Here is a 17,199-nt window from a genome sequence, read left to right as displayed (position 1 = left end):
CGAGCGGATGGAAGTTCCCGGTTGTGACAGGGCTTGGGCAAGAGCCTGTTGGTCGGTGGGCGTCAGTGAGTAGAACGGGTGGCGTGGTGCCATGGTCGTTGGGTCCCCTGGTGGGTAGGGGTGTTGCAACGACCGATAGAACCCAAGCCGGAGTGCGGGCCCGGCGGATGGATGCGTCGGCGTGCGTGGCGCGTGTCCGGTCCGTGCGTGACGACGACCCGGTCGACGGGCCCGGGGCGGGACGTTGCCGCAGATGGCGGCAGGCGGAAGCGTCGCCGTCAAATAACGATTTGATCACTCTCAAAAGGGTTGCGGCAAAGCGAAAGTGGCGTGCCGATACGCCACTGATCCGCCGCATGGCTTAAGGTGGCGGTCATGTTGAAAGTTGGATTGACCGGAGGAATGGGCAGCGGAAAGTCGTCCGTGGCCCGGCGACTGCGCGAGCTGGGGTGCGTCATCGTCGACGCCGACGCCATCGCCCGCGAGATCGTCGAACCCGGTCAGCCGGCGCTTCGGGAGCTGGTCGATGCTTTCGGCCCCGACATCGTCGACGCCGATGGCCGTCTGCTGCGCAGCAGGTTGGCCAATCGGGCGTTCACGTCGAAGGATAAGACGGCGATGCTCAACGCGATCACGCACCCGCGGATCGCGGAGCGCACCGCCGAGCGGTTCGCCGAGGCCGGGCCGAGGGACATCGTCGTCCACGACATGCCGCTTCTGGTGGAAAACGATCTTGCGGCGGATTGCCACATCGTCCTCGTGGTGCATGCGCCGGTGGACGTGCGGGTCAAGCGGCTGGTGGAGAGTCGCGGCGTCGACGAGGCCGATGCTCGCCGTCGGATCGCCGCGCAGATCTCCGACGAGGAACGGCTGGCGGCCGCCGACGTCGTCATCGACAACTCCGGAACCGAGCAGGCGCTGATCACGCAGGTCGACAAGATTTGGCGCACCCGTCTGGTGCCCATGACCGGCATGGAGGGCCTGGTGGAGCCGCAGCCGGTGCGCCCGCCCGGCCGCATCGACCGTGAGGTGGCCCGCGTGACGCGACAGTTCGGCGTCGGCGTCGTCGGGACCGTGCTCAGCGGCAACCGGCTGGTGCTCACCCTCGACGGTGAGCCGCAAATTGGCGACGCGCCGTACAAGCACGTCGGCGCACATTGGGAAAGCCTCGACCCGGGCAACCCGGTATCGCTGGTCCGCCAGAAGACCCCGGACTTCGACGACCGGGTCGCCGGCGCCTGAGGGGTCCCCGGCGGTGCCCGACGGGTTCCCCACAGCAGCCCGACGGGTTCTCTCACCGTGACGCGATGTCGATGAGCTCCCTCGCGTTAGGGCCTGGGCCGCCGGTTCCGCGCCACACCGCGCGTATGTGGCGGCGGAAATCGAGCCGTTCGTCGACGTCGACGACGACAAGTTCGCCGTGGGCCACCGCGTCGGCGACGGCCAGTTCGCTGAGCACCCCGGGTTCACCGCTGGCCCGCACGGTGGCGGCCACGGCGGCGTTGCTGCCGAGTTCTACGGCGGGTGGCACGGGGTTCCAGGGGGCGAGCGCCCGGTCGTGGAACGCCCGCGTGCCCGAGCCGGATTCGCGCAGGACGAGGGGAGTGGCCGCGAGTTCGGCGGCCGTGACCGGGCAGAGGGCGGGTTCGTCGGCCACCGGTTCATCCGCGGTCGCGCCCGGGGCATTGCGGCCGCGCCGCGCCCACGGGTGCCCGGGGGCGACGACCACGACGAGGTGATCGTCGGCGACCACCGTCGCGTTGAGGTCCTTGCGGGCCAGGGGCGTTTCCACGAAGCCGATGTCGCATGTGCCGGCGAGCACCTCGTCGAAGACCCGCTCGGAATTGCGCACTCTCAGTCCGACGTCGGTGTCGGGATGCCGCCGTCGGTACGTCGCCAGCCACCCCGGCATGAGGTGTTCGGCGACGGTCATGCTCGCCGACACCCGCAACGGGGTCGAGTCGTCGGCGAGGAGGGACGTGACGTCGCGCCGGAACGTGGCGGCGGCGTCGAAGAGGGCAGCGGCGGCCGCGATCACGGACCTGCCCAGCGGCGTTGCCGTGGATCCGCGCGGGTTGCGGTCGAGGAGCGGCGCGCCGAGGGCGTCTTCGAGGGCGGCGATGGCGCGGCTGACGTTGGGTTGCGCCATGTCCGTGGCCCGCGCCGCAGCGCCCAGGCTTCCGAGTTCGTCGGCGGCGGCGAGCAACCGCAGGCCGATGAGGTGTTGGGCGGTGAAGTGCATCGCGGCCAGCTCGGGCTGACGGTCGGCTGCGGTCGGATGGACGGTCATATCAAAATCGTATGCCCTCGGACGGATTCGCCGTCTACCGGATTTCCCGCAGGTGGCCGACACTTGTGGGGTGTCCTTGAAAATCTCAGCGCCATCCCCGTCGAACGTCCTGCCCGGGTTGGCGCTCGCGGCGGCGGGGGTCGGCGCGGCGTACCTGGTGGCCGCGCCGTTTTCGGTGCTCAGTCCGATGGTCGTCGCGATCATCCTCGGCGTCGTCGTCGGCAACGCGGTTCGCTTGCCCGCCGCCGTGGATCCGGGCCTCGCCGTCGCCGCGAAGCAGGTGCTGCGGATCGGCATCGTCCTGCTGGGCCTGCGGCTGTCGCTTCACGACGTCGCCGACCTGGGGGCGGGAATGATCCTCACCGTCGTCGCCGTGGTCGTCGGCGGGATCGTGGTCGGCGTGGCCATCGGGTCGGCGCTCGGCATCGACCGTCGTCTGCGACTGCTCATCGCCTGCGGCTTCTCCATCTGCGGGGCCGCGGCCGTCGCGGCGCTGGCGGGCGTGCTGGGTGCGAACGACGAAAGCGGGGAGGGGCGGTCGTCGCAAAGCAACGGCACCGCGGAAGGCGGAGGAAACGGTTCCGGTGCGGGGCTGCGTGAATCCGTGGTGACGGCCGTGGCGCTCGTGGTCATCTTCGGCACGCTCATGATTCCGCTGGTGCCGGCGCTCGGGCACCTTTTCGGGCTCGACGACATGACCATCGGCATGTGGGCCGGCGCGTCGGTCCATGAGGTGGCCCAGGTCGTGGCCATCGGCGGGGCGATCGGCGGGCCGGCACTGGGGGCGGCGGTCATCATCAAGCTCGGCCGCGTGCTCATGCTCGCACCGGTCATGGCCGCCATCTCGATCGGTGAACGGCGCCGCATTCTCGCCGCCGGCTCGGGTTCCGCCGGGGAACCGGGGACGAAGGGGAATGCGAGCGGCGGGGTCGGCGAAATGACGTTGCCGCCGATCATGCCGCTGTTCGTCGCGGGATTCCTGACGATGGTCGTCGTACGTTCCACCGGGATCGTTCCGCAGGGCGTCATCGACGTCGCCGGCGTCGCCGAGCAGCTGTTTCTCGGTGCCGCGATGTTCGCGCTGGGGGTCGGGGTCAAGTTCTCGCTGATCCGGAAGGTCGGGGCGGCTCCGTTCGCCATGGCGGCGCTGGTTACCGCCGTCGTTGCGGGCATCGGCATTGCGGGGGTGCTCATCGCCGGTTGATTGGCGCGGGGAGGTGCGCGACTGCCGCGCAGTTGAAAAACATTTGCAACAAATGCTCTAATGCAATCCATGTTCAACAACAAGATTGCGGTCGGCGCACTCGCCGCCGCCTCGCTCTTCCTCGCCGCCTGCTCCTCCGATGACGACGTCGCCGCCGATGGCGCCGAGGGCACCTCGGGGGACGCGGCCCGCACTCCGGCCGTGACCACCGCGACCACCGCCGCCGATGTCTCCGAAACCCGCAACGCCGAGGCGCGGCTGGCGATCAGCTACGACGGCGGCGTCATGGTTCTCGACGCCGGTGACCTCGACGGGGGAGACGAGCCCGAGGTGCTCGCCGAACTGCCCGCCGATGGCTACCTGCGCCTCAACCCCGCCGGCGACGGCCGCCACGTGTTCGTGTCCACCGACGAGGGCTTCCGCGCCCTCGACATGGGTTCGTACTCCAAGCCGCATGGCGACCACTCCCACCACTACGCCGGAGACCCGCTGTTCACCGGATTCGGGGTCGATGCGGCCAAGCCGGGCCACGTCGTCGCCGGCGACGACACCGCCGTGCTTTTCGACGACGAGACCGGCGACGTCACCACCGTGCGGTTGACCGGCATGGACGCCGTCGACCACTTCCGCGTCCCCGCCCACCACGGCATCGCGGTACTCGGGGAGGACGGGACGTACATGGTCACCATCGCCGACGACGAGGGCAACCGCACCGGCGTCGCCCAGGTCGATGCCGACGGCAAGGAGCTCAAGCGCTTCGAGGAATGCCCCGGCGCGCATGGCGCCGAGGAGTCCTCGGCCGGCATCTTCGTCGGTTGCTCCGACGGTGGCCTGGTGTACGCCGACGGCAAGGTGACCAAGGTCAAGGCGCCCGACGAGTACGGCCGCATCGGAAACCAGGCCGGCTCCACCGAGTCGAAGTACGTCCTCGGCGACTACAAGTCGGATGCCGGGGCCGCCGAAGACGGCGAGCTCGAGCGCCCCGAAAAGGTCTCCATCATCGACACCGAAACCGGAGAACTGAAGCTCGTCGACCTGGGCACCTCCTACACCTTCCGCTCCCTGGGCATGAATGACGACGGCCTTGCGGTGGTGCTGGGCACCGACGGAAAGCTGCACCTCATCGACCCCGAGCAGGCGAAGGTGGTCAAGACCATCGACGTCATCGACGCCTGGGAGGAGTCCGAGGAGTGGCAGGACCCGCGTCCCGCGCTCGCCGTGAACGGCGACGTCGCCTACGTCACCGACCCCGCCACCAAGACGATCCACGTCGTGGACCTCACCGGCGAGAAGGAAACGCTGACCGCCGAACTGCCGGAGACCCCCGATGAGCTCGTGGTGACCGAGGGGTAACGGACGAAGGCCCCGTGCCTCCGTGAAGAGTCAGGCGAGGTCGGTCGTGTCGCTCGCGTGCAGAAGCGTCGACAGCGAAAAACAGCGGAGCCCTCCTTTGACGAAGCCCGAGCCCCGGCCGTGTTTATTGTGAAGGATCGGGCTCCGCGATCTCGTGCGCGAAGTCTCGTCACTGCGAATCGGGCTCAGGTGGTAGACCTCGTAGTTTCCTCCTGGGGCGATTCCATGCTTGAGAGCACAAGACATGACTTTGCCGAGTCGCTTTTCTTTCGCGTCGGTCGATTTCTTCAAGCGGGCGGCTTCTTTGGTGCTCCACGCTTTCGGGACCTCAATCTCGAGGATTGTGGGAAACTCAGCTTCGATCCTTTTGTCGTGGTAGAACCCGATGTACGTCACGGGAGCGATCTTGCGATCTGCAGAGTTGATGAGTGCGCCAACTTGCTCGTAAATCTTGTAGACCTCGTCGTTGCGATGGCCGATGACCGCAGTGTCAAGCTTCGGGGGTACCGGGCGCTCCCGAACGGCGTCCGACACTCGTTCTATTTCTTCGATCCACTGAGCCGCGTCGGGGTCGATCCAACTGGCGAGTTTTATGATCTTCTTGAGTTCGACGCTGGGATCGAAGCGAAGAAGCGAATCATGGTGGGCGCAACGGTTCCGAAGTTCGAAAAGATCCTCGACGCCGTTTAACACGGTTTTGCGGTCGGTGTGCACGTGGGGAAAGGCGTTGCGAAGATGGTGTCGCCAAAGGTCTTCGTTCGCGGTGGGCTTGTCCTGAAGGAGAGTTTTCCAGAAGCCCAGATTGAGATGGGCGATGATGTCGTCGGGTTCGGCAGCTGACGTTGCATCGCGCGACTGTTTCGCTGCGACATCCTTTATCGTCTTGTTGTCGAGGTGCCATGGATATGCGAGCGGGTGGATTTTCTCGAGTTGCTCCATGATCGAGTTGCGGAAGAGAACCTCCACATGGTGTATGCACTCGGTGAGTGCGGAAGCGACCTTCGCGTTCCATTCGTAAAGGAGCCACGCCTTATCGTCATCGCTATCGCATTCTTCCCGGTATGGCTTGAAACGTGCCTCGGAAACCCACCTGATGTCGCGCTTGACTCCCATGTGGGCGATGGTAGCGTCGCCCGTGAGCCGCCTCTGGCGCCAGGAGCGTCACGCGGTAAGGGCCCGGATCGTAGCCTCTGACGCCAGGAGCGTTAACGCTTGCCGGGCCCTTTTTATGCCTGCGAACGAATGTGCGATGGACTGCGGGCGCTGTAGGCTGGCCCCATGGCCTTTCCCGCAGAACAACCGGTCGTCGCCCAGTCCGAATTCCGCCCCGTCGGCGACATTGAGCGCGCCGGCGGCGAATTCGAGGTCGTCAGCGAGTTCCAACCCGCCGGCGACCAGCCCCAGGCCATCGCCGAGCTGGCGGAACGGCTGAACAAGGGGGAGCGGGAAGTGGTGCTCATGGGCGCCACCGGCACGGGCAAATCGGCCACTGCGGCGTGGCTCATCGAAAAAATGCAGCGCCCCACGCTGGTCATGGCCCCCAACAAGACCCTGGCCGCCCAGCTGGCCAACGAACTGTCGTCGTTGCTGCCCAACAACGCCGTCGAATACTTCGTCAGCTACTACGACTACTACCAACCCGAGGCGTACATCGCGCAGACGGACACCTTCATCGAAAAGGACTCGTCCATCAACGAAGACGTCGAACGCCTGCGCCACTCCGCCACCTCCGCGCTGCTGTCGCGCCGCGACGTGGTCGTCGTCAGCTCCGTGTCCTGCATCTACGGCCTGGGCACCCCGCAGTCCTACCTCGACCGATCCGCCATCCTGCGCGTCGGTGAGGAAGTCGACCGCGACGAATTCCTCCGCATGCTCGTCGACATCCAATACGCGCGCAACGACATCGCCTTCACCCGCGGCACCTTCCGCGTCAAAGGCGACGTCGTCGACATCATCCCCGCCTACGAGGAACTGGCCGTCCGAGTCGAATTCTTCGGCGACGAGATCGACTCGCTCTACTACCTCAATCCGGTGACCGGCGACGTCGTCAAGCAAGTCGACGAACTGCGGATCTTCCCCGCAACGCACTACGTCGCGGGGCCCGAACGCATGGAACGCGCCATCGAGGAAATCAAGATGGAGCTCACCGAACGGCTCGCCGACTTCGAAAACCGCGGCAAGCTCCTCGAAGCGCAGCGGCTGCGCATGCGCACCGAATACGACCTGGAAATGATCCAGCAGGTCGGATTCTGCTCCGGCATCGAAAACTACTCGCGCCACATCGACGGACGCGCCGCCGGGTCCGCGCCGGCGACGCTCATCGACTACTTCCCGGAGGACTTCCTCACCATCATCGACGAGTCGCACGTGACCGTCCCGCAGATCGGCGGCATGTTCGAAGGCGACGCCTCCCGCAAACGCAACCTGGTCGACTTCGGGTTCCGACTGCCGTCGGCGCTGGACAACCGGCCGCTGACGTTCGAGGAATTCGACGCGCGCGTCGGCCAGGTGGTGTTCATGTCCGCAACGCCCGGACCCTACGAGCTGGGGCAGACCGGCGGCGAAGTCGTCGAGCAGGTCATTCGCCCCACCGGTCTGGTCGACCCGAAGGTCGTGGTCAAACCGACCCAGGGGCAGATCGACGACCTCATCCACGAAATCCGGCTGCGCGAAGACAGGGGCGAACGCGTCCTGGTGACCACGCTGACCAAGAAGATGGCGGAGGACCTCACCGACTACCTGCTGGAAAACGGCGTCCGCGTCCGCTACATGCACTCCGACGTGGACACGCTCAAGCGCGTCGAACTGCTGCGGCAACTGCGGCTGGGCGACTACGACGTGCTGGTGGGCATCAACCTGCTGCGCGAGGGGCTCGACCTGCCCGAGGTGTCGCTCGTCGCCATCCTCGACGCCGACAAGGAAGGCTTCCTGCGTTCGACGACATCGCTGATCCAGACCATCGGCCGTGCGGCGCGAAACGTCTCCGGCGAAGTGCACATGTACGCCGACTCGATCACCGACTCGATGCGCAACGCGATCGAGGAGACGGAGCGGCGCCGCGAAAAGCAGATCGCCTACAACACCGAGCACGGCATCGACCCGCAACCGCTGCGCAAGAAGATCGCCGACATCCTCGACCAGGTCCACGAAAATCAGTCGGAGGGCGGCGATGGGGCGGCCGGGGATGCCGCGGCCGCCGATGCGGCGCTGGCCGAACGGGCGAGCATCGAGGGCATGCCGAAGGCGCAGCTGCAGAAGCTCATCGACGACCTGACCGCCCAAATGGGCGCCGCCGCCCGCGAGCTGAAGTTCGAGTTGGCGGGCCGGCTGCGCGACGAAATCCACGACCTGAAGAAGGAGCTGCGCGGCATGGAGGAGGCCGGGCTGGAGTAGGCGCCGGGCGAACGGGGTTAGTGGCGGGGGATACTTTTGGGTCCGCATGAGATGCCCGCCACATTCGACGAGAGGCGTGATGACGTGCGCAGATGCCCGAAAATCAGTGAATGATCATTCGCGCACCGTCGGAAATGCCCGATCCGCCTGGCCCCGATTTTGCTAGTCTTGGGCAAAGGAACACGGCCCGAACGGCGCTTCCGACGTGCCCGGCCTGACGTTCCTCGCACCACCTCGATCGCACTGCGGCGATCTCGACAAAAATCAATCTCGAACCACCACCGAGTTTTGCGGAAGGCAGTTTTCATGAGCGCTTACCAGACCATCGTCGTCGGCACCGACGGCTCGAAGTCCTCGCTTCTTGCAGTCGAGCGCGCGGCGGGCATCGCCGCGGCGTTCGATGCGACCCTGGTCATCGGCTGCGCGTACTACGAGAACCAGGAAGCCGCTTCCTCGACGCTGCGCCAGGACTCCGTCCAGGTGCTCGGCGATGACCCGGCCCAGGAGAACCTGGCCACCGCCAAGAAGGCCGCCGAGGCCGCCGGCGCCAAGAACGTCGAGACCGAGGTCAAGGCCGGCTCCCCGGTCGAGGCCCTCATGACCCTGGTCAACGACCGCAACGCCGATCTGCTCGTCGTGGGCAACCGCGGCATCAACTCGCTGACCGGCCGTCTGCTGGGTTCCGTCCCGGCCGATGTCGCGCGTCAGTCCGACTGCGACGTCATGATCGTCCACACGGTCGCCTGACCCAGGTTTTTCGGCCACGTCTGCGGGAGTTTTTCCCGTGCGTGACGACGAAACCCCGGTCGCCCTTCGTTCGGGTGGCCGGGGTTTCGTCGTGTCGCATCTCGGCGCAGGCTCCGGCGGTCGTCGCAAAGCCCTGCCGGCCCGAGGGGCCGCTCAGCGTGCGGGGTCGAGCGGCGGCAGCGATTCGGGTTGCCCGTCTGCGACGACGGTGAGGCCCTGGGTGGCGCGGGTGAGCGCGACGTAGAGGTCCTGCAGGCCCTGGGGGGATTCGGCGACGATCGCGTCGGGGTCGACGAGGATGACTTCGTCGAATTCCAGTCCCTTGGCGGAGTCGACGTCGTGGACGGGGCATTCGACCCGCGCGCGGATGTCCTCGACGCGTGCGGCCGGGGCGATGACGGCGGTGAGGCGAGCGTCGTCGGATGCGTCGCGGACGATGGCGAGGGCGTCGGACAGGCTGCCGGTGCGCACGGGGGCGCGGCCGGTCGAGCGGATCGAACGCGGCGGCTCCGCGTTCGGCGCGATGCGCGACAGGACGTCGGCGGCGACGTCCATGATCTCCGACGGGGTGCGGTAGTTGATGGTCAGGCGATGCATGCGCCAGCGATCGCCGATGATCGGGCCCAGGGCGTCGTCCCAGCTTTCCGCGCCGGCCGGCGAACCGGTTTGGGCGATGTCGCCGACGATGGTCATCCAGCCGTTGGGGGAGCGGCGCCGGATCATGCGCCAGGCCATGACCGACAGCTCCTGCGCCTCGTCGACGATGACGTGCCCGTACGTCCATTCGCGGTCTTCGGCGGCACGGTCGGCGGTGCTGCGCACGTCGCGGTCGCGGTGGCGTTCGGCCAACGCCTCGGCGTCGATGAGGTCGTAGGCCATGAGGATCTCGGCGTCGGTTTCGTCGTCGAGCTCCTGGTGCGCCGAGCCGGTGAGGATGTCCAGCGCGTCCTGCGCTTCCTCGATCTGTCGCCGCCACCATTCGCGCTCGTCGCCGGTGTCGGAGACGCCGCCGAGCAATTCGGCGAGCTCGTCCAGCAACGGCGGATCCGACGGGCCCATCGGCGTGCCCGGCTCGCGCAGCAGGGCGGCGCGGGTGGCGTCGTCGTACTCGACGGCGGCCGCGGCGATGCGGTCTTCGGACTCGAGCAGATCGACGAGCAGCTGCTCGGGGGTGAGCTCCGGCCACATGTCGTCGAGAAGCCCGGAAATGACCTCGTCGGCGTCGAGTTCGTCGCGCAGATCCGCGACGTCGGTGATGGACAGCAGGTTTTCTCCGCCCAGCGGATCAGCGCCGATGCGGTCGGCCAACGCGCGCGCCAGCGACTCGAGGAGATGCTCGCGGAACAGGGGGCGGGCGAGGTTGTGCGGCTTGCGGGAGCGCCGGGCGCGGGTGCGGGCGGCGCGGACCATCGCGGGCGTGATGGTCAATTCGACGCCGTCGAGCGTCACAGTCTCGTCGGCGTCGGGGTCGGGCTGCCGGTCGCGGACCGCCTGGCGCAGGATGTGCACCATCTCCGCCGACCCCTTCACCTCGCGGGTGGCCTGCGATTCCGCGCCCGTTCCGGATACGCCGGGGTAGAGGTCGGCGATGGTCCGCAGCACCACGCCGGTCTCGCCGAGGCTGGGCAGGACCCGCGAAATGTACTCCAGGAACGTCGTGTTGGGCCCGAGGATGAGCACGCCGGTCTTCGCCAGCTGATCGCGGTGCGTGTACAGCAGCCACGCCACGCGGTGGAGGGCGACGGCCGTTTTGCCGGTGCCGGGGCCGCCCTGGACGACCATGGCGCCGCGGCCGTTGTCGCGGATGATCAGGTCCTGCTCGCGTTGGATCGTTTCGACGATGCCGCGCATGTGGCCGGTGCGCGCCGAATCGATGACCTCGCGCAGCACCGCCTCGCCGCCGACGCCGTCTTCGATGCGTCGTTCGACCGGACCCTCGGCGTCGCCGCCCCGCGCGTCCGCCACCCCGGTCGTCCCGGTCGCGGCATCGGCGCCCGTCAGCCGCTCGTCGTCGATGGCCCGCACGGTGCGTCCGCGGGTGCGCAGGTGACGGCGCAGGGTCACCCCCTCCGGATGCGCGGTGGTGGCCAGGTAGAACGGACGGGCCTGCGGAGCGCGCCAATCCATCAACAGCGAACGGTAATCGTCGTCGGCGTCGGAAAGCCCCATGCGTCCGATGTACCGGCGATCCAGCTCGGGGGCGCCGGGCACGGGATTGTCGGGCTCGTCGTCGGCGACGTCGATGCGCCCGAACACCAGGCCCACCTCGGCGTGCCGGTACCGCTCCAGGTTGGCCTGCAGCCGCTGGTACTCCACCTCCCGCTCGACGCGGGCCTGCGGCTCCGGGTCGTCGTCGAGCATCACCGTGCGCAGGGCATCCTGGTCGCGGCGCCGCGCGGCGTCGAGATGCGCGTACACCTCGTCGAGATGTTCCTGCTCGGCGGGCAGATCCGGGTGCGGCACGTGCGCTCCAATCGTGGTCGGGGGAAAGCGCCATCTTACGCCACGCCCGTGCCGTTTCCACCGGGACGCGTGACGACGAGCCCGCGTGACGGCGACCCCGCGTGACGACGATCCGGCCTGACGACGACCCCCGTGGGGCCCGATGCACACTCAAGACGCGAAACGGCCCGCCCACCTGACGTGGTGGACGGGCCGATCGTCTACGCGGAAGTGGCCCGCAGCCGGGCCCCGCATGCGGCGGGTGACCTACTTGAGGTTCTTGCGGGCCTTCTTGACCTGCTTGCGGGCCTGCTTGCGAGACTTCTTCAGCTGCTTGCGGGCCTGCTTGCGGGACTTCTTGGTCTCCTTCTCCGCGGTCTCGGCGGCGTCGGACAGCGACTCGCGGGCGGTGTCCGCGGCGTCGGACAGCGACTCGCGGGCGGTGTCGGCCGCACCGGCGAGGGTGTCGCGGGCATCCTCGGCGAAGGACTGCAGCGAGTCCTTCCAGTCGCCCTTGTTGTCGGCGATGTAGTCCTCGGCGCGGTGGAAGGCGACCTCAGACTTGTCCTGCAGATCGGCGCCGAAGTCCTGGGCCTTCTCCAGCCACTCGGAGGCGGTGCCCTTGATCTCCTCGGTGCGCTTCTCGGTCTCCGACTGGGTCGGCAGCGCCGCCTGCACCTTCTTGTTCACCTGCTTGCCGGCGTGCTCGGCGCGCCAGGCCAGGCCCGGCTTGCCGGCGGTGTCGGCGGTGGCCAGGAACAGGGCGCCGAGCAGGCCGACGTCGGTGAGGAAGCCGGTCTTGCGGGCCTTGCGTTCCTTCGGCTCCTGGGTCTCCCAGAACGAGTGGCGGGCCAGGGCGGTGGGCACCTGGACCAGGGCCAGGGCGGTCGCGGCGACGCGCGGGGCCTTGCCCAGGGCGTACATGGTGCCGGCGGCGACCTTCGTGCCCGCCACGATCTGCACCGAGGTCTTCGGGTTGCTGGGCAGGAAGGAGAGGTACTCGGCGGGCACGACGGTGCGGAGTCGCTTGGTCACCTCGTTGGCGCCCTCCACGTGGTCCTGCTGGTTCATGAGGGTGTCCACGCCATCTGCGATGAAGACCGAGGCCAGCATCGGACGGGCGAGCTTGCGGATCATTTTCTGGTCAACTCCTGGTTGTCGTGTCTGTCACGGTCGGGCCGGGCCGGTGTGAACGGTTCGGCGACCCATACGTCGAGTCTACGCGGCGTTCGATCTCCCGCCGGGGTTTCACCAACCCCGGTTGCGCCATTCCTCCAGGTGGGGGCGTTCGGCTCCCACGGTCGTATCCGAACCGTGACCGGGGTGGACGACGGCGTCGTCGGGGTAGGCGTCGAAAATGCGCTCTTCGACGTCCTGGAGCAGCTGCGAGAAGTTCTCCTGGTTGGTGGTTTTGCCCACGCCGCCGGGGAAGAGGGAGTCGCCGACGAACAGGTGGATCGGGGAATCGTCGGAGACGTCGTCGTCGGCGGCGTTCGACGGTTCGCCGCCGTCGAGGCCCAGGCCCACGCCGCCGCGGGTGTGGCCGCGCAGGATGAACGCGACCAGCGTCGCGCCGTCGCCGAAGGTGATCACGTCGCCCTGGTCGAGCAGACGGTCGGCGGGGACGTCGATGTCCGGGGAATCGAGCGTCGACGTCACGTGCTCCGCGCCCCATGCTTCGACCAGCTCCGGCAGCGCCTGCACGTGATCGCCGTGGGAGTGCGTGGTGACGATGGTCGTCACCGTCGCGCCGACCGCGTCGCACAGGTTCTTCAGATGCTCGGCCTCCGCGCAGGCGTCGATAAGCAAGGAACGTTCGGGAGCCCTCGTGTCGACCAGCAGGTGGCAGTTGTTGTCCATGTCGCCGACCGACGTCTTGTAGACGTCGATCGCGCCGACGCGGATGCGCTGGACCTCGTTGCGGGACAGGTCGCCGGTGTAATCGTCGTTGATGGTGACGTCGTGTGCTGTCATGGCCGCCAGGGTAGCCGTGGTTGACCGATCCCGCCGCGATCCGTTCGAACGAATGTATGAGTGATGTATCATCGCGGGGGATGCGGGGCCGCGACGAGCGCGGGGTTCCGCCGTCAACCGACGGATGCCGGCATAAGACCGTCAGAAGACCGACAAAAGAAAGGTGCGTGCGTTGGCCGAACGGCTCATCGTCCGTGGTGCCCGGGAGCACAACCTCAAGGGCGTCGACCTCGACCTGCCCCGCGACAAGATGGTGGTTTTCACCGGATTGTCGGGGTCGGGCAAATCGTCGTTGGCGTTCGACACGATCTTCGCGGAGGGGCAGCGCAGGTACGTCGAGTCGCTGAGTTCCTACGCGCGCATGTTCCTGGGGCAGATGGAAAAGCCCGAGGTCGAGCTGATCGAGGGCCTGTCGCCGGCGGTGTCCATCGACCAGAAGTCCACGAACCGCAACCCGCGGTCGACGGTGGGCACGATCACCGAGGTCTACGACTACCTGCGCCTGTTGTTCGCGCGCACGGGCACGGCGCATTGCCCGACCTGCGGCGAGGTCATTTCGTCGCAGACGCCGCAGCAGATCGTCGACCAGGTGCTGGCGATGCCGGAGGGCACGAAGTTCCAGGTGCTGGCGCCGGTGGTGCGCACCCGCAAGGGCGAGTTCGTGGACCTGTTCGCCGAGCTGGCCTCCGAGGGGTACGCGCGCGTGGTCGTCGACGGCGAGATGCACCGGCTGACGGATCCGCCGAAGCTGGAGAAGCAGGTCAAGCACGACATCGACGTCGTGGTGGACCGGTTGCAGGTCAAGGCGACGCAGAAGCAGCGTCTGGCGGATTCCGTGGAGACGGCGTTGCGGCTGGCCGACGGCGTCGTCGTCATCGACGCGGTCGGGCTTGACGACGACGACCCGAATCGCATGCGGCGTTTTTCCGAGAACATCTCGTGCCCGAACGGCCACCGCATCGACATCGAGGAGCTCGAGCCGCGGTCGTTTTCGTTCAACTCCCCGTACGGCGCCTGCCCGTCCTGCGATGGTCTGGGCACGAAGCTGGAGGTCGACGAGGACCTCATCGTGCCGGACCCGTCGAAGCCGGTGACCGAGGCGATCGAGCCGTGGAACCGGACGCTGAACAAGAAGTACTTCGAAAAGCTCGTCACCGGGTTGGCCGACGCCATGGGCTTCGACCCGCACACGCCGCTGCAGGATCTGACGAAGGCGCAGCGCAAGGCCCTGATGCGCGGGTCGAAGCACAAGGTCAGCGTCCGATACCGCAACCGCTACGGCCGAACCCGGCAGTACACCGCGCCGTTCGAGGGCGTCATGCCCTACCTGCACCGCAAGTTGGAGCAGGCGGACAGCGAGTCCCAGAAGGAGCGCTACCAGGGCTACATGCGCGAGGTCCCGTGTTCGGCGTGCAACGGCGCCCGCCTGCGCCCGGAGATCCTGTCCGTGACGTTGGAGGCGGAGGGCTTCGGAGAGAAGTCGATCGCCGGCCTGACGGACATGTCGGTGGCGAATTGTTCGGCGTTCCTCGATGCGTTGACCCTGGGTGCGCGCGAGGAGATGATCGCCGGCCGGGTGTTGCGCGAGGTGCAGGCACGGCTGCGGTTCCTGCTCGACGTCGGCCTGGATTACCTGTCGCTGGCCCGCTCCGCCGGAACGCTGTCCGGCGGCGAAGCCCAGCGCATTCGCCTGGCCACCCAAATCGGCTCCGGCCTGGCCGGCGTCCTCTACGTCCTCGACGAGCCGTCGATCGGCCTGCACCAGCGGGACAATCACCGTCTGATCCAGACGTTGAAGAAGCTGCGGGATCTGGGCAACACGCTCATCGTCGTCGAGCATGACGAGGACACGATCCGGGAGGGCGACTGGCTCGTCGACATCGGACCACGCGCCGGCGAGTACGGCGGCGAGATCGTCTACTCGGGGACGCCGGACGGAATTTTCGACGCCGCCGATTCCATCACCGGCGAGTACCTGTTGGGCAAGCGGAAGATCCTGCCGCCGGAGAAGCGTCGCCCGGTCGATTTCGATCGGTTGGTGACGGTGCGCGGCGGGCGCGAGAACAACCTGAAGAACGTCGACGTCACCTTCCCGCTGGGCCTGTTGACCTGCGTCACGGGTGTGTCGGGGTCGGGCAAGTCGACGTTGGTCAACGAGATTCTGGCCAAGGTCATGGCCAACGAGCTCAACGGCGCCCGCCAGGTGCCGGGGCGGCATACCCGCGTCGAAGGGCTCGATCAGCTGGACAAGCTCGTCCAGGTCGATCAGTCTCCGATCGGTCGTACGCCACGGTCGAATCCGGCGACGTACACGGGCGTGTTCGACAAGATCCGCACGCTTTTCGCCGAAACGCAGGAGTCGAAGGTGCGCGGCTACAAGCCGGGGCGCTTCAGCTTCAACGTCAAGGGCGGCCGGTGCGAGGCGTGCCGCGGCGACGGCACGTTGAAGATCGAGATGAACTTCCTTCCCGACGTCTACGTCCCGTGCGAGGTCTGCGACGGCGCCCGCTACAACCGCGAGACGCTCGAGGTGCAGTACAAGGGCAAGAACATCGCCGAGGTGCTGGACATGCCGATCTCGGAGGCGGCGGAGTTCTTCGAGCCGATCCAGTCCATCGCCCGGTACCTGAACACGTTGGTCGACGTCGGTCTGGGCTACGTTCGCCTGGGGCAGGCGGCGACGACCTTGTCCGGTGGTGAGGCGCAGCGCGTGAAGCTGGCGGCCGAGTTGCAGAAGCGGTCGAACGGTCGGACGGTGTACATCCTCGACGAGCCGACGACGGGCCTGCATTTCGAGGACATTCGCAAGCTCATGCTCGTGTTGCAGGGCCTGGTGGACAAGGGCAACACGGTCATCGTCATCGAGCACAATCTGGACGTGATCAAGTCCGCTGACTGGATCATCGACATGGGGCCCGAGGGCGGCGACGGCGGCGGCACCGTGGTGACGCAGGGCACGCCGGAGGACGTCGCCGTGGTCGAAGCGTCTCACACGGGTCACTACCTCAAGCCGTTGCTGGAGGCCTAGCTGTTGTGTCCCGGTAGGTTGCGAGCGCCGACCACCGGGGACTCCAGCCGATCACGTTTCGGCAGCGCTACGGGGATAACGCGCGCGGGCGCACCACCCGAATGCCAAACCACGGGGTCGGTGCCCACCCCGTGGTTTAGGGCCGAAGAATTACCGACCCCGTGGTTTGGACCCCGTGGTTTGAGAATGTGTTGGCCGACCCCGCAGTTTGGACCCCGAGGTTTGTTGCGCGGGGCAGTCGCCGGGGCATCATGGACGGTCGTTTCCGGGGCCTTTGAGTGTGGGGCCCAAGACGATCACAGGGACGGCCTTCCTTCTTTTTGCAGGGTTGGCCTTTCCTCTATTTGTCTGACCGTGGCTACCGCCGGATGTGGTGCTATCGCCGGATGTGGTGATGGCCCGGTAGGAAACGTTCGCAATCTACCGGGACACAGCAGTTAGACGACAAATGCAGCCTCTCGGTTTCGCGCCCTGGGCTTTTATCGGCGTTCACTGGGCGTGAGGCTGCATTTGTCGTATTCAGGTCCTTCTCGGCGCCCCCATCGGGTCTCCATCCGCCGGGTCGCACTCCTTCCGCCGGGTCTCACTCCTTCCGGTTGTTTCTCACGCGGTCTCCATCCGCCGGGTCGCAGGCGACCATCCAAGAAGGATGTGCTTGACGACGGCCGTCGCAAAGCCTGAAACGGCCCAAAGGGGGCCGACAAACCACGGGGCCACCACTCTCACGACAAACCACGGGGTCTGAACCACGGGATCGATGACGACCCC

The 17,199-nt window shown here is 67.1% G+C and carries 11 protein-coding genes; 6 read left to right on the top strand and 5 right to left on the bottom strand.

Features of this window, described 5'->3' with window-relative positions:
• Positions 1 to 375 precede the first annotated feature (375 nt).
• Positions 376 to 1,242, top strand: a complete 867-nt coding sequence (coaE, locus tag CFREN_RS07855) for a dephospho-CoA kinase (protein WP_209652704.1) — start codon at positions 376 to 378, stop codon at positions 1,240 to 1,242.
• 52 nt (positions 1,243 to 1,294) lie between these two features.
• Here the strand turns inward: coaE and CFREN_RS07850 are convergent, their stop codons facing one another.
• Entirely contained in the window at positions 1,295 to 2,290 is a 996-nt protein-coding gene (locus CFREN_RS07850) for a LysR family transcriptional regulator (RefSeq protein WP_209652706.1), read from the bottom strand.
• A 70-nt stretch (positions 2,291 to 2,360) separates the two neighbouring features.
• Here CFREN_RS07850 and CFREN_RS07845 point away from each other — a divergent pair, with 70 nt between their 5' ends.
• Positions 2,361 to 3,494 (top strand): YeiH family protein, encoded by a 1,134-nt coding sequence (locus CFREN_RS07845; protein ID WP_246580209.1) that lies wholly within the window; start codon positions 2,361 to 2,363, stop codon positions 3,492 to 3,494.
• Positions 3,495 to 3,563: 69 nt separating this feature from the next.
• The gene (locus CFREN_RS07840; RefSeq protein ID WP_209652711.1) at positions 3,564 to 4,847 is read left to right on the top strand and encodes a hypothetical protein; all 1,284 of its coding nucleotides are present in this window, start codon (positions 3,564 to 3,566) and stop codon (positions 4,845 to 4,847) included.
• Between the two features lie 30 nt (positions 4,848 to 4,877).
• On the opposite strand, the gene CFREN_RS07835 is transcribed toward CFREN_RS07840, so the two are convergent.
• A complete protein-coding gene (locus CFREN_RS07835; protein WP_083291564.1) occupies positions 4,878 to 5,960 on the bottom strand; it encodes a hypothetical protein in 1,083 nt (360 codons plus the stop codon).
• Between the two features lie 165 nt (positions 5,961 to 6,125).
• On the opposite strand from CFREN_RS07835, the gene uvrB reads away from it, so the two are divergent.
• Positions 6,126 to 8,240, top strand: coding sequence for an excinuclease ABC subunit UvrB (uvrB, locus tag CFREN_RS07830; protein ID WP_070522542.1), 2,115 nt, complete (start codon positions 6,126 to 6,128; stop codon positions 8,238 to 8,240).
• Between the two features lie 306 nt (positions 8,241 to 8,546).
• Complete coding sequence (locus CFREN_RS07825; RefSeq protein ID WP_070522544.1) at positions 8,547 to 8,987, top strand: universal stress protein; 441 nt, start codon at positions 8,547 to 8,549, stop codon at positions 8,985 to 8,987.
• A gap of 153 nt (positions 8,988 to 9,140) precedes the next feature.
• Here the strand turns inward: CFREN_RS07825 and CFREN_RS07820 are convergent, their stop codons facing one another.
• The 3 genes from CFREN_RS07820 to CFREN_RS07810 form a co-directional block, all read right to left on the bottom strand.
• The gene (locus tag CFREN_RS07820) at positions 9,141 to 11,450 is read right to left on the bottom strand and encodes a HelD family protein (RefSeq protein ID WP_246580208.1); all 2,310 of its coding nucleotides are present in this window, start codon (positions 11,448 to 11,450) and stop codon (positions 9,141 to 9,143) included.
• Positions 11,451 to 11,696: 246 nt separating this feature from the next.
• The gene (locus CFREN_RS07815) at positions 11,697 to 12,566 is read right to left on the bottom strand and encodes a DoxX family protein (protein WP_209652713.1); all 870 of its coding nucleotides are present in this window, start codon (positions 12,564 to 12,566) and stop codon (positions 11,697 to 11,699) included.
• Positions 12,567 to 12,677: 111 nt separating this feature from the next.
• Positions 12,678 to 13,403, bottom strand: coding sequence for an MBL fold metallo-hydrolase (locus tag CFREN_RS07810; protein ID WP_070522551.1), 726 nt, complete (start codon positions 13,401 to 13,403; stop codon positions 12,678 to 12,680).
• A 172-nt stretch (positions 13,404 to 13,575) separates the two neighbouring features.
• Between CFREN_RS07810 and uvrA the strand changes: the two genes are divergently transcribed.
• Positions 13,576 to 16,431 carry an excinuclease ABC subunit UvrA gene (gene uvrA, locus CFREN_RS07805; RefSeq protein WP_209652715.1) on the top strand — a complete coding sequence of 952 codons (2,856 nt, stop codon included), beginning with the start codon at positions 13,576 to 13,578 and terminating at the stop codon, positions 16,429 to 16,431.
• The last annotated feature ends 768 nt before the right edge of the window (positions 16,432 to 17,199 follow it).

Origin of the sequence: Corynebacterium freneyi (assembly GCF_030408835.1) — a bacterium.
Taxonomy (GTDB): domain Bacteria; phylum Actinomycetota; class Actinomycetes; order Mycobacteriales; family Mycobacteriaceae; genus Corynebacterium; species Corynebacterium freneyi.
This window is presented reverse-complemented; position numbering and strand designations above follow the sequence as displayed.